The following is a 13,483-nucleotide window of genomic DNA, read 5'->3' on the forward strand; positions in this document are numbered from 1 at the left end:
CGGTCATCCCTTCGAGGCCCGGGTCGCGATGGAAGAGATCTCCTCGAAGCGCGGACCCGACGCCGGGATGTCGATCGCGAAGACCTCGGCGATCACCTGCGTCCAGCCGTAGAGGAAGTAGGTCCAGCCGTCCTCGACCTGGAGGCCCCTCTCGTTCGCCTGGGCTCGGGCCTGTTCGAGAAAGACGAGGTCGCCGCGATAGTTGAGGTCCCAGGCGATGCCGCCCTTGGGGAACCGGGCTTCGGCCGACAGCGGCGATCCCGGCGCGTCCTTGCCGAGGCCGGTCGCGTTGATCACGAGTGAGCCCGGACGAAGGTCCGCCAGCACCCGGTCGTTGTCCTCGGCGCGCGGCGCCAGCACGTAGTCGACCGGCACGCCGCCGCCGATCTCGGCATGGATGCGGCGGATCTCGTCGAGACGCGCCGGGCTGCGGTTCGACACGACGATCCGCGACGGGCGGTCCGCGCCGCGCGTCTTCTGCATCAGGTGCCAGGTGAGGGCGATGGTCGAGCCGCCCGCGCCCATCGAGAAGAGCTCGGCCCGCGTCCGCTCGAAATGGCGCGCCGGCAGAAAGCCGTCGAGCGCGAGGCCGGACGTGATCGGGTCCTTGGCGTGACAGACGAGCTTGCCGTCCCGCTTGGAGATGCAGCTCGTCTCGTCCATCAGCCGCGCATGCGGGTCGATCTCGTCGAAGAGGTCGTGGGCGGCCTTGTAGAGATCGATCTTGTGGGTCGTGACGAGCGCGCCGAGCGAGTTAGGGTCGCGCTTGATGAAGGCGACGACCTCGCGATAGGCGGCGGGATCGGCATGGATCGGAAGATCGATCCCGCGCATCTCCGCATCGAGCCCCAGAAACGCCGCCCAGGCCGGAAAGACCTTCATGATCGAGCTCTGGGCGGTGGTGACGCCGACGAAGTAGAAGGTCGGCCGCCCGGCCGGGGGATAGGGCGCGGCGACGGTGCTCATGCCGCCTGTCCGTAGAGGGCGTCGACCTCCGCGGCGGGGCGCGGGCGCCAGGCCGCGTTGTCGATCGCCGTCCAGCCGCCGGCCCCGTCGTCGACGATGCGCCGGCGCATGCCGCCGGAGCGCGCGATGATGTCGTAGTCCTGCCCGGAATCGGCGGGATAGGCGAAGGTCATCACGAGATCGTCCGACCCGACATTCACCGAGCGGTGGATCCAGAACGGCGGCACGTAGCAGACGACGCGCGGCCTCATCTCGACGATCCGGACCTCACCGTCGGGGGATTCCAGCAGCATGAGCCCGGTGCCGCTCTCGCCATAGTACATTTCCGGCCGGTCGGCCTTGGCGTGGATATGGCCGCGCGTCAGGAAATACTCGCGTCCGACCTTGCCTGGCGCCATCCGCGTGACGCCGATGATGATGTCGCCAGGATCGGCGGAGGGCTTGTGATCGGTCACCTCGTACATGACCGCGTCGGGCCCGCGCTCGGCGAGGAGGCGGGCGAAGGCGGCGTCGTCCTCGTAGAGACTGGCGAGGTCGCCCAGCGTCTTTCGATAGCGCGTCGCGGCGCCCTTCAGCTCGCCCGCGTCGATGTCGACCGTGAAGACACCGGGTTCGCGCAATGCCATGGCCATTCTCCTCAGTTTTGTAGCAATGCTACATATGACGACATTCGTCTGCAAGTCGGACGGCGAGACGAACGTCGGAAAACTATTATGCAGCGCAAAATACGTCGTGCTGCAGCGCAATACGATCACATGAGGTTACACAAAGCACATATGTGCTGAATCGTGCCGCTTGACGTCCCATCCCATCTGTAACATTGCTACACGACGGGCGCCGGGAGATTGAGGCCCGAACAGAGGAGGATTCGATGAAGAGATGGACCCTTTCGGGTTGCGTTCTGGCCGTGGCGATGATCGCCGGCGCGGGAACCGCCGGTGCAGCCGACTGCAAGGTCGGCGTCGCCATGTACACGCTGAGCGCGCCCTATTTCGCCGCGCAGCAGGCTGCCGCCCTCGACCAGGCCCAGAAGGCCGGCTGCGAGGTGTCCACCTCGGACGGGCAGAACGACATGAACAAGCAGATCGCCGACATCGAGGACATGGTCGCCAAGGGCGTCAAGCTCCTGATCCTCAATCCGCGCGATCCCGAGGGCCTCGTCGCCGCCGCCAACGCCGCGACCGCGGCGGGCGTCAAGGTCGTGGTGATGGACTCCTCGATCAATCCCGATGCCGACGTCGTCACCCAGGTCCGCTCCTCGAACGACCAGAACGGCTATCTCGTCGGCCAGTGGCTCGCCAAGCGCATGCAGGGCACCCCAATGAAGATCGCGCTCCTGTCGGGATCGCAGGGCAACGAGGTCGGCCGTGACCGCCGGCTCGGCGTCTTCCGGGGCGTCGTCGAGGGCCAGCTGACCAACGAGGGCAAGTCGTCCTTCGAGATCGTCGGCCAGGGCTGGGGAAGCTGGGAGCAGGAAGGCGGCCTGAAGGCCATGGAAGACCTTCTGACCGCCCATCCCGACGTCAACGTCGTGATCGGCGAAAACGATTCCATGGCGCTCGGCGCGATGAAGGCGCTCGAAGGCGTCGGTTCCACCGACGTTCTCGTGCTCGCCGCCGCGGACGGCCAGAAGGAGGCCCTCGCCGCCATCAAGGAAGGCACCTACGGCGCGACCGGCCTCAACGATCCCGATCTCGTCGCCCGCACCGCCGTCGACATCGGCCTGAAGGCGATGAACGGCACGCTGGAAGCCGGCTTCCCCAAGCTGAAGCTGACCGAGCCCGCCGTCATCACCAAGGACAACGTCGAGAAGTACTACCGCCCCGACGCGGTGTTCTGAACGCGGCCTGCGGTCGAGACGATCGGCGGCGGCGGCCCGTGACGGGTCCGCCGCCGTTTCATCCAGAAGCGGGAGAGGTCATGGCGGAACTGGCGCGGCTGTCGGCCATCACGAAGTCCTTCGGCGGCATCCATGCGCTGCGCGGCGTCGATTTCGAGGTGCGCGCGGGCGAGGTCCATTCGCTGCTCGGCGAGAACGGGGCGGGCAAATCCACCCTGATGCGCGTTCTCGGCGGCGAACTTGCGCCCACGAGCGGCACCGTCTCGATCGGCGGCGATATCGTCGAGCTGCGCGATCCCCGCCAGGCGCGGGCCCTCGGCATCGCCGTGATCCACCAGGAGCTGGCGCTCGCCCCCGATCTCACCGTCGCCGAGAACATCTTCCTCGGCGAGCTTCCCGGGCTCATCTCCTGGCCGAGCCTGAAGCGCCGCGCGGGCGCGCTGCTCGACCGGCTCGGCTTCGCCATCGATCCCGGCCGCACCGTCGGCAGCCTCGCCGTCGCGCACCAGCAGGTGGTCGAGATCGCCAAGGCCCTCGCCCGCGAGGTCCGCATCATCGTCTTCGACGAGCCGACCGCCGTTCTCTCCGCCCAGGATGCCGAACGCCTGCACGGCATCATCGCGGACCTGCGCCGCAACGGCGTCGGCATCGTCTACATCTCCCACCGGCTCGACGAGGTGATGAAGATCTCCGACCGCATGACCGTCATGAAGGACGGCGAGCGCGTGGGAACGGTCGCCGCCTCCGACATCACGGTGGACGAGCTGATCCGCATGATGGTCGGTCGACCGCTCGCCGCGATGTTTCCGGAAAAAGGCCGCCGGCAGATCGGCGAGACGCTTCTGGAGGTCCGGCATCTGCGGCGCGGCGCCAAGGTCCGCGACGTTTCCTTCGCCATCCGGGCCGGCGAGGTGCTGGGGCTCGGCGGTCTCGTCGGCGCGGGCCGCACGGAGGTCGCGCGCCTGATCTTCGGCGCCGATCCCATGGACGGCGGCGAGATCCGGCTCCGCGACGAGGTGATGCGTTTCGGCTCGCCGCGCGACGCGGTGAAGGCGGGCATCGGCCTCGTGCCGGAGGACCGCAAGCACGAGGGCGTCGTCCTCGACAACGCCATCCGCATCAACGCCACCATGGCCCGGATGGACGCCGTGACCGGACCGCTCGGCTTTCTCCGGCGTCGCCGCGAAACCGCCATGGTGGAGGATCTCGGACGCGCGCTGCGGCTGAAATCGGCCGGCGTCAACGCGCCGGTCTCCAGCCTCTCCGGCGGCAACCAGCAGAAGGTGGTCCTCGCCAAGTGGTTTCACGCCGAGGGCGACGTGATCATCCTCGACGAGCCGACGCGCGGCGTCGACGTCGGCGCCAAGACCGAGATCTACGCCCTCGTCCACAAGCTCGCCGAAAGCGGCAAGGCGGTGCTCGTCATCTCCTCGGAGCACCAGGAGCTCTTCGGGCTCTGCGACCGGGTCCTCGTCATGAGCGAGGGCGAGCTGCGCGGCGAGCTCCTGCCCGATCGCTACAGCGAGGAGAACCTCCTGTCCCTGGCCATGATCCGCGCGGTGGCCGACCCCCAGAACCCGAACGGTGAAGCCCCATGACCACGGTTGCCGAAAAGGCGCGCCCCACGGACGAAAAGTTCGATCTCGCGAGCTTCCTCCAGCATTTCGCCACGCTCGCCATCTTCCTCGTCCTGGTGGTCGCGGCGAGCTTCTGGTCCGACGCCTTCCTCAGCCGCATCAACATCCTCAACGTCCTGCGCCAGGTGGCGGCGGGCGCCGGCATCATGGCGGTCGGCATGCTCTTCGTCATCCTGACGCGCGGCATCGATCTCTCCGTCGGCTCGATCGCGGCGCTCGGCTCGGTCCTCACCGCCCACTTCATCCACTTCATGGGCTACGGTCCGGCGACCTCGGTCGCCTTCGTGATCCTGTCCGGCATGGCCTGCGGCCTCGTCACGGGCACCTTCGTCGCCTACCTGCGCCTTCCGTCCTTCGTAATGTCGCTGGCCATGCTGGCCATCGCGCGCGGTCTCGCGCTGATCATCTCGGACGGACGGCCGATCCCGCTGGGCACCGAGGGCGCCGGCATCGCGAGCTTCGGCTCCGGCTTCGCCGCCGGCCTGCCGCTGCCGGTCTGGCTGATGTTCGCGATCTTCCTCGTCGGCGGCGTCGTCCTCAACTTCACCCGCTTCGGCCGCATCGTGAAGGCGATCGGCTCCAACGAGGAGGCGGTGCGCCTGTCGGGCATCGCGGTCCCGCGCTACATCCTCGCCGTCTACGTCCTGTCGGGCGCGCTCGCCGCCATCGCGGGGGTCATCTCGACCGCACGCACCGGCGTCGGCTCGGCGCAGGTCGGCGTCGGCGCGGAGCTGAACGTCATCGCCGCCGTCGTCATCGGCGGGGCGAGCCTGATGGGCGGGCGCGGCGGCGTCATCAACACGCTGCTCGGCGCCCTCATCATGGGCATCATCGCCAACATCATGAATCTCGGCGGCGTGCCCGGCTACCACCAGCAGGTCTACATGGGCGTCATCATCGTGATCGCGATGCTGCTGCAATACGGAACCGGCCGGCTGAAGACCTGAGCGCCATGGCACGCGACCTCACGCTTTCGATCGACGTCGGCACGGGCAGCGTCCGCGCGGCTCTCGTCGACCCCGCGGGCCGCATCCTCGCTTTGTCCGCCCGCGAGCACGACCAAATGGTCCCGGCCTTCGGCTGGGCCGAGCAGCGGGCCGAGGACTGGTGGACCGGGGTCGCCGCGGCTGTGCGCGGCGTCCTCTCCCAGGTCGACGGCGGGCGGGACCGGATCGCGGCGGTCGCGGCCTGCGGGCAGATGCACGGCACGGTGCTCGTCGACGGCGCGGGGCGTCCGACGCGCGCCGAGGTGCCGCTCTGGAACGACAAGCGCACCGCCGGTCTCGTCGCCGACTTCGAGCGGACCTTCGCGGACGGCGCCTATCTCGCCGACAGCGGCAATCCGCCGACGCCGGCCTGGCCCGGCTTCAAGCTGCAATGGCTGCGCGACAACGATCCCGCCGCCTATGCCGCGGCCGAGACCGTGCTGATGCCGAAGGATTTCATCAACCTGCGCCTCACCGGCGCGCGTGCGATGGACAGCGGCGACGCCTCCTGCTCCTTCCTGATGAACCCGCGCACGAGAGCCTGGTCGGATTCGATGATCGGGCGTCTCGGCCTCGACCGGGACCTCCTGCCGCCGATCCGCGAACCGATGGAGATCCTCGGCGCCGTGACGGCCGAGGCCGCCCGCCAGACGGATCTGGCGGAGGGCACGCCCGTCCTCGTCGGCGGCGCGGACTATCCCGTGGCGCTGCTCGGGTCCGGCGTCTGCCGGCCGGGCCTCGCCTCCGACGTCACCGGCACGTCCTGCATCCTGACCCTCGTCGCGGATGCGCCGCTGCTCGATCCCGAGATCTGCAACGTCGCGACGCCGGAGGGGCACTGGGGCGCCTTCGTGCTTCTGGAGACCGGCGGCGACGCGATGCGCTGGGCGCGCCGCGCCTTCCACGAGCGCGCGCTCGGCTACGAGGCGATCGTGGCGCGCGCCGCCGAGGCGCCGGCCGGGGCCGACGGGCTGTTCTTCGTGCCCTACCTCACCGGCGAGCGCCTGGGACGCCACCGCAACGCCCGCGCCCAGTTCTTCGGGCTCGGCGCCGGGCACGGCCTGGCGCATCTCCATCGCTCGGTGATGGAGGGCGTCGCCTTCGCCGCCGCGCGCCATCTCGCCATCATGGAAGCGGCGGCGGGAACCAAGCTGGAGCGCGTCGTCGCCTCGGGCGGCGGGGCGAAGACTTCCCTCTGGCTGAAGATCAAGGCGAGCCTCTACGGCATCCCCGTCGTGGTGCCGGAAGAGGCCGAATGCGGTGTCGTCGGCTGCGCCGTGATGGCGGGGGTCGCGACCGGTCGCTTCGCCGACGCCGACGAGGCCGTCGCCGCCCTCGTGCGCCACAAGGACGAGGTCCCTCCAGACCCCGCCTGGCAGGCGCGCTACCGGCGCATGCAACCGATCTTCGACCGCCTCTACGAGGCCGGCCGCGACTTCTACGACGACCTCGACCGGCTCGCCGAGGCCTGAGGCCGCGCTTCCAACACCCATGCCGCCCTCGCGGCGGATCGCATCAGGGAGACTTCCATGCAGGACATCCTATCGACCTTCCGGCCCGACCTCTTCGCGGGCAAGCGCGTCCTCGTCTCGGGCGCCTCGACCGGCATCGGTCTCGCGATCGCGAAGGGCTTCAAGGGGCTCGGGGCGGAGGTGATCGCGACCGGCTCCTCGCCGGACAAGCTGGAAGCGGCGAGGGCCGACCCGGCCCATGCCGGTATCCGCTTCGAGCAGCTGAACGTGCGCGACCGCGCGGCGGTCGACGCCTTCGTCGGCGCGCTTCCCTCGCTCGACGTCCTCGTCAACAGCGCGGGCATCGTGCGGCCGGACGCCGAATACGAGGAGGAGCCCTATCTCGAGGTGATCGACGTCAACCTCAATGGCGCGATGCGCCTGTCCATGGCCGCCTATCCCCACCTCAAGGCCTCGAAGGGCGCGATCATCAACACCGCGTCCATGCTGAGCTTCCTCGCGGACGAGCGCGTGCCAGCCTACGGCGCTTCCAAGACCGGGATCATGGGCCTCACGCGGGCGCTGGCGCACCGGTTCGGCGCGGACGGCATCCGCGTCAACGCCATCGCACCGGGCTATCACAAGACCGACATGACGAAGGACCTCTGGACACATGACGAGCATGGACCAACGATCGCCCGCAAGGCGGCGCTGAAGCGCTGGGGCACGGTCGAGGACCTCGTCGGCACCGTGGTCTTCCTGGCCTCGCCCGCCTCGCTCTTCGTGACCGCGACGACGCTGCCCGTCGACGGCGGCTACGTCGTCAGCGGCTGGTGAGCGGCGCCTCGATCGAGGCTCGGCCCTAACGGAATCGCGGCCTCGGGCCGCGCGACATCGAACGGAGAGGCCCCAATCCCCGTCGCGGCGGGGGAGGCGGGCCGGAAAGGACACGGCATGACGACGGCGATCGGTTGGCAGGCGGCGGAGGGGCGGGCCTATGGCGGTCCCGGCCGCTACATCCAGCGCGCGGGCGAGATCGAGCGTCTCGCCGACCATCTGCGGGATCTCGGTTCGCGTCCCTTCCTCCTCGTCGACCGGATCGTCGACGAGCGGCACGGCGCGGCGATCCGCGCCTCGCTGGCCGAAGCCGGTCTCGACGCGCGGATCGAGCTCTTCGGCGGAGAATGCTCGACCGAGGAGATCGAACGTGTCACCGCCCTCGTCGCCGAGACGGGTGCCGACGTTGTCGCGGGCATCGGCGGCGGCAAGACGGCGGACACGGCCAAGGTCGCCGCCGTGCGCCAGGGCGCGCGGATCGCGGTCGTGCCGACCATCGCCTCCACCGACGCGCCCTGCAGCGCCATCGCGGTGCGCTACAACGACGAGGGCGTGATGCAGGAGGCGATCTCGCTGCCGCGCAATCCCGACATCGTCATCGTCGACAGCGCGCTCATCGCCAAGGCGCCCGTGCGCTTCCTCGTCGCCGGCATGGGCGACGCGCTCTCGACCTTCTTCGAGGCGCGCTCCAACCTGGAATCGCGCTCGCCGAACTTCATCCGTCCCTATCTGCCGGCGCCCCAAGCCGGCATCGCGATCGCGCGCGCCTGCCACGAGGTGCTGATGCGCGACGGGCTCGCGGCCAAGGTCGCCGCCGAGCGGGGTCTCCTCACGCCGGCGGTGGAGGCGATCATCGAGGCCAACACGCTGCTCTCCGGCCTCGGCTTCGAGAATTGCGGCGTGTCCGGCGCGCACGGCATCCATGACGGGCTGACGGTCCTGCCCGCCACGCGCCGCTTCTTCCACGGCGAGAAGGTCGCGTTCGGCACGCTCTGCCTCCTCATGCTGGAAGGGCGTCCGCTCGCCGAGATCGACGAGACGCTGCGCTTCTGCCGCCAGGTCGGCCTGCCGACGACGCTCGCCGATCTCGATCTCGCCGATGCCGGACCGGAGGAGATCGGGCGCGTGGCGCAGGCCGCGCTGAAGCCCGGCGCGATCATCAACCGGGTCGCGACGCCGCTTTCGCCGGACATCGTGCGCGATGCGATCCTGGCGCTCGACGCCTATGCCAGCCGGACCGCGCCCGCCGCCTGACGCGCGGCCGGGCGGGCGGTAAAGCGGGTGGCCAGGCGGGTGGCCAGGCGGGTGGGAAGATCGCGCATATGGGCGACGACCTCCACCGCGCCGGCCTTCAGCAGAGCCTCGGCATGGCCGGGATAGGCGTGCAGGCCGCCGGTGAAGCCGACGACCTCCATGCCCGCGGCCAGCCCCGCCGTCACCCCCGCGACGCTGTCCTCCACGACGAGGCACGCCTCGGGGGAAACGCCGCATTCCCGCGCGGCGAAGAGGAAGACGTCGGGCGCCGGCTTGCCGCGCGCCACCTGGCTCGCCGAGAAGACGGCGGGATCGAAGATCTCGAGCAGCCCGCAGCGGGCGAGGGACCGCCGCAGCTTCGGCAGGGCGGAGGAGGAGGCGACCGCCTTGCGGCCGGGGATCCGCGACAGGGCCTCGGCGACGCCCGCCACCGGCTGCAGCTCGTCGTCGATGCGCTGGAGGAGGCGCGCATCCGCCTCCTCGATCAGCCCCTCCGGCCAGGGCACGCCGCGTTCTCCCGCGATCGCCGCCCAGATCTCGGCCTTCGGGCGTCCGATATAGCCTTGGATGAGGTCGGCGGCGGTGATCGGATGGCCCGCGAGGCTCATCAGTTCGGCGTCGATGGCGTTGGACAGGATCTCGCTGTCGACGAGGACGCCGTCGCAGTCGAAGATGATCATCGATTCACCGCGCTCGATGGCATCGTCGCGCCGGGAATTATCGGTCATGGGCGTGCTCCAGGGCGAAGATCGCGGTGGCCTCGTCCGTGACGAGGATGTTGACATGGCCGGCTTGAAGCGCGCCCAGCGCGACCTCGTGCTTGGCCGAGCCGGCGGCGATGCCGATCACCCGTCCGCGTCCGCGAAGATCCTGAAGCGACAGCCCGATCGTGCGCGCGTCGAGCTCGGGATCGACGATCGCGCCGCGCCGGTCGATGAAACGGCCGAGCACGTCGCCGACCGCGCCGGCCTGGAGGAGCGCGGCCATTTCCGGGGCGAGGATGTTGCCGGAGCGCAGGAGCACCGAGTCCTCGCCGGCGACCCCGAGCGAGAAGGCCAGCACCTCCGCCGATCGCGCCACCTTGAGGACGTCGGCGACGATGCGGTCCTTCTCCAGGACCTCGCGCGTCTCGCGCGCGCCGACGATCGCCGGTACCGGCAACGGGATCATGCGGCCCTTGGCCTTTCGGGCGAAGATCTCGGCGACCTCGTTGTGGTGGGCGATGCCGGGCACCGGCGCGACCGTGCCGTTGATCTGGACGATGGTCGCGCCGTCCGCCCAGTCCTGCGGCAGCCAGTGGGCGAGCGCGCCCATGGTGCGGCCCCAGGACACGCCGACGAGGTCGGGACGCGGCTTGATCTGCGCGAGATATTGCCCGGCGGCCCGCGCCACGGCGTCGACGCCCGGATCCTCGGGACCCGGCACGACCACCGCGTCGCGCAGGCCGAAGGCGCGGGCGAGCTCGGATTCCAGATCGGGATGGCGCAGCGTTCGCGGCAGGATCTCGATCCGGACGATGCCGACGTCGCGCGCCTCCTGCAGGAGCCGGCTCACCTGCCAGCGGTTGAGGCCGGTTTCCGCCGCGATCTCGGTCAGCGTCTTGTCCTGCTGGTAGGTCATGCGCGCGACCTGCAGCATCAGGTGGTCGCGGGTGGCGTCCACGGGCAGGCGGTTCGTGCTGCGCTCGGCCTCCTCCTTCACGCGGCGCTCTCCCCGGCGGGCCCGTCGGCGAGGGCGTGGAGGATCGGGGCGAGCGTGACGGCGGCCTCGCGGTAGTCGGCGAGGAGACGGCGGTATCGCGCGTGACGTTCGAGATCGGGATGCGCGGTGCGCACCGGCGCGCGCAGCGCGGCGGCGGCGCTGGTCAGATCCGGCCAGAGCCCGAGGCCGACCACCGCGGCGACCGCATTGCCGTAGAGCGAGAGATTGTCGTCCTCCGCGATCCCGACGGGCTTGCCGATCGCGTCGATCGTCGCCTGCAGCCAGAGCGGATTGCGCTGGATGCCGCCGGCCATGACGATCCGGTCGATCGACACGCCCTGCCGCTCGAGATCGAAGACGACGTTGGCGGCGCCGAGCGCCACCGCCGTGACGGCGGCGCGGTAGATGTGCGCGCGCCCGTGCGACAGGGAGAGGCCGAGAAAGGCGCCGCGCAGCCGGGCGTCGCGATAGGGCGTGCGGTTGCCCATCCAGAAGTCGAGGGCGAGCAGGCCGGTCTCGTCCGGCTCGATCGCCTCGGCCGCCGCCAGAAGCTCGGCGAGCGCCCCGTCGCCGAGCCCGAAGATCTCCTGCGACAGCCATTTCAGGATCGAGCCGGCGGAGACCTGCCCGCCTTCGATCATCCGCAAGTTCGGCGTCAGGGCGTGGGGATAGGGGCCCCAGACCCCGGTGATCTCGGCGCCGTCGTCGGGCACCTGCGTCAGCTGCACGTTGGACGTGCCGCCGATGAAGAGCATGGCGCCGGGGCTGACGCAGTCCGCGCCGAACGTGCCCATATGCGCGTCGATGCCGCCCTGGACGACGAGCGGAGCGCCGCGAAGGCCCCAGGCTTCGGCCACCTCGGGCCGGATCCGACCGATGACGCCGCCGATGTCGACGATCCTCTGGGGCAGGCGCAGGGCGAGCTCGGGCACGCCGAAGGCGGCGTAGAGGTCGGGGCAGAAGGCGCGGGCGCGGCTGTCGTAGTTCCACTTGCAGGTCGCGTTCATCAGCGAGCCCGTCCACTGCCCGGTCAGGCGGTGGTTGACGAAGTCGAGCGCCTCGCAGACCACCTCGACGCGGGCCCAGAGGTCCGGCTCGTGGCGGGCGAGCCACATCGCCTTCGGCACCAGCCATTCCACCGCGTTCGAGCCGCCGGAATAGGCGAGCACGGGATGCTCGACGGTCTCGGAGGCCGCGGCTTCGGCGGCGGCCCGCGCATCCATCCAGAGGATCGCGGGCGCGAGCGGCGTGCCGGCTTCGTCGCAGACGACGACGGTGGAGGAAAAGGTGGCCGTGGTGATCGCCGCGATCTCGGGATGGCCGGCCTCGGCGAGCACCTGCGGCACCACGCGGGCCAGCGCGCGCCACCAGTCCTCCGGGTCCTGCTCGGCGCGGTTCGGCGGCAGGTGGCGCGTCGGATAGGACGCCTCGCCCTTGGCCACGATGCGTCGTCCCTCGACGTCGAACACGCCGGCGCGCGCCCCGTTGGTGCCGAGATCGAGGGTCAGAACGGTCGTCATCGCGGCATCCTCTCCCGTCGGCCTGCTTTCCCGCCCGGCCTCATCGTCCGCCCGGCCTCATCGTCCGATCGACCTCCATCGTCCGATCCCGTTCGCTTCAGGGTCGAAACAGCACCTTCGAGAAGTGGATGTCACGGGCGTCGAAGCGGCGGAAGATCTCGGGCAGCTCGGCCAGATCGAGATCGTGGGAGATCATGAACTCCCATTTCAGCTCGCCCGTGCCGAATTTTTCCAGCGTCACCGTCCATTGCGGGCCGGGAAAGGGTGCGCCGAAGCTGTTCCACGACCCGTGGAGCGAGATTTCCTGGCGCAGGAAATATTGGAACGTCGCATTGTCGAGCTTCACGTCCGGCACGGGAATGCCGATGAAGGCGACATGGGCGCCCGGTCCGCCGAGAAGAACCGCCGCGTTGATCGTGGCGTCGAGCCCGACGGCCTCGATCACCACGTCCGCCTTCGCGGTGTTGGCGGCAAGATCGCGGGAGAGGATCGTCGCCGTCGCGCCGGCCTCCCGCGCCAAGGCGAGCTTCTCCTCCGAAACGTCGACGGCGATCACCTGCGACGCCCCCATGATGCGCATCCACTGGATGGCGAAGAGGCCGATCGGGCCGCAGCCGACGACGCCGCCGGTCTGCCCGACCCGGATGCCGCCCGCCTTCCAGATCGCGTGGATCGCGATCGAGGCGGGGTCGGTCATCGCGATGGCGCGGGGATCGACGTGCTGGGGGGCCTTCAGGAGATTGTCGACCGGCACGGCCACGTATTCGGCATAGGCGCCGTCGCGCCGGCTGCCGAAATAGTCGTAGTCCTTGCAGCGGGAGAAGTTTCCGGTCCTGCACTGGTCGCATTGATGGCAGGGCAGGAGCGGCGCCACGGCGACGAGCTCGCCGACTCGCCAGTCCGACACGCCCGGCCCGAGCTCGGCGACATGGCCGGAGAATTCATGGCCGGTGATCAGCGGCATCTTCCAGGCGCCCTTGACCAGCATCCGCGGCAGGTCCGAGCCGCAGACGCCGACCGAGGCGACCCGCACGAGGACCTCGCCGGCCCCGGCCTCCGGCTTCGGCCGCTCCTCGAGGCGGATGTCCTTCGGGGCGTGGAGAACGATGGCGCGCATGGCTTCCTCCGTACATGCGTGATATCCTGTCACGAATGTGATATGCTCGTGCGCGTCGCGGAGCAAGCCCCTTCGGGCCTCCCGGTTCGGTCGGAACCTCGTCCGTCTCGCCGTCGAGATGCGGCCGACGGGCAGTCGGCGCCACCAACACGCGGCCTCGCGTCCGGAGTCCCG

Annotated in this window: 12 protein-coding genes; 6 read left to right on the forward strand and 6 right to left on the reverse strand. The window is 70.0% G+C overall.

What is annotated here, in order from left to right:
* Positions 1–3 precede the first annotated feature (3 nt).
* Positions 4–966, reverse strand: a complete 963-nt coding sequence (locus ASG43_RS19905) for a hypothetical protein (RefSeq protein ID WP_056508624.1) — start codon at positions 964–966, stop codon at positions 4–6.
* Entirely contained in the window at positions 963–1,592 is a 630-nt protein-coding gene (locus tag ASG43_RS19910) for a glucose-6-phosphate isomerase (protein WP_056508626.1), read from the reverse strand. Before ASG43_RS19910 ends, ASG43_RS19905 begins: the two co-directional genes overlap by 4 nt.
* A 245-nt stretch (positions 1,593–1,837) precedes the next feature.
* Here ASG43_RS19910 and ASG43_RS19915 point away from each other — a divergent pair, with 245 nt between their 5' ends.
* From ASG43_RS19915 to ASG43_RS19940, 6 genes are all read left to right on the forward strand, one after another.
* A complete protein-coding gene (locus ASG43_RS19915) occupies positions 1,838–2,806 on the forward strand; it encodes a substrate-binding domain-containing protein (RefSeq protein ID WP_056508628.1) in 969 nt (322 codons plus the stop codon).
* An 80-nt stretch (positions 2,807–2,886) separates the two neighbouring features.
* On the forward strand, positions 2,887–4,404 hold the full coding sequence (locus ASG43_RS19920) for a sugar ABC transporter ATP-binding protein (RefSeq protein ID WP_056508631.1): 1,518 nt from the start codon (positions 2,887–2,889) through the stop codon (positions 4,402–4,404).
* Positions 4,401–5,390, forward strand: coding sequence for an ABC transporter permease (locus ASG43_RS19925; RefSeq protein WP_056508632.1), 990 nt, complete (start codon positions 4,401–4,403; stop codon positions 5,388–5,390). Before ASG43_RS19920 ends, ASG43_RS19925 begins: the two co-directional genes overlap by 4 nt.
* 5 nt (positions 5,391–5,395) lie before the next feature.
* The gene (locus tag ASG43_RS19930; protein WP_056508634.1) at positions 5,396–6,901 is read left to right on the forward strand and encodes an FGGY family carbohydrate kinase; all 1,506 of its coding nucleotides are present in this window, start codon (positions 5,396–5,398) and stop codon (positions 6,899–6,901) included.
* 57 nt (positions 6,902–6,958) lie between these two features.
* Complete coding sequence (locus ASG43_RS19935) at positions 6,959–7,717, forward strand: SDR family oxidoreductase (RefSeq protein WP_056508638.1); 759 nt, start codon at positions 6,959–6,961, stop codon at positions 7,715–7,717.
* Positions 7,718–7,834: 117 nt separating this feature from the next.
* The gene (locus ASG43_RS19940; RefSeq protein ID WP_056508639.1) at positions 7,835–8,971 is read left to right on the forward strand and encodes a glycerol dehydrogenase; all 1,137 of its coding nucleotides are present in this window, start codon (positions 7,835–7,837) and stop codon (positions 8,969–8,971) included.
* Here ASG43_RS19940 and ASG43_RS19945 read toward each other — a convergent pair.
* The 4 genes from ASG43_RS19945 to ASG43_RS19960 form a co-directional block, all read right to left on the reverse strand.
* The gene (locus ASG43_RS19945; RefSeq protein WP_200939539.1) at positions 8,941–9,699 is read right to left on the reverse strand and encodes an HAD family hydrolase; all 759 of its coding nucleotides are present in this window, start codon (positions 9,697–9,699) and stop codon (positions 8,941–8,943) included. The genes ASG43_RS19940 and ASG43_RS19945 overlap by 31 nt on opposite strands.
* The gene (locus ASG43_RS19950; RefSeq protein WP_056508641.1) at positions 9,689–10,672 is read right to left on the reverse strand and encodes a sugar-binding transcriptional regulator; all 984 of its coding nucleotides are present in this window, start codon (positions 10,670–10,672) and stop codon (positions 9,689–9,691) included. The genes ASG43_RS19945 and ASG43_RS19950 overlap by 11 nt, the downstream gene beginning before the upstream one ends.
* The gene (locus tag ASG43_RS19955) at positions 10,669–12,192 is read right to left on the reverse strand and encodes an FGGY-family carbohydrate kinase (RefSeq protein ID WP_056508643.1); all 1,524 of its coding nucleotides are present in this window, start codon (positions 12,190–12,192) and stop codon (positions 10,669–10,671) included. The genes ASG43_RS19950 and ASG43_RS19955 overlap by 4 nt, the downstream gene beginning before the upstream one ends.
* 97 nt (positions 12,193–12,289) lie before the next feature.
* A complete protein-coding gene (locus ASG43_RS19960; protein ID WP_056508645.1) occupies positions 12,290–13,309 on the reverse strand; it encodes a galactitol-1-phosphate 5-dehydrogenase in 1,020 nt (339 codons plus the stop codon).
* Between the last annotated feature and the right edge of the window lie 174 nt (positions 13,310–13,483).

Source organism: Aureimonas sp. Leaf454 (assembly GCF_001424685.1).
GTDB lineage: Bacteria > Pseudomonadota > Alphaproteobacteria > Rhizobiales > Rhizobiaceae > Plantimonas.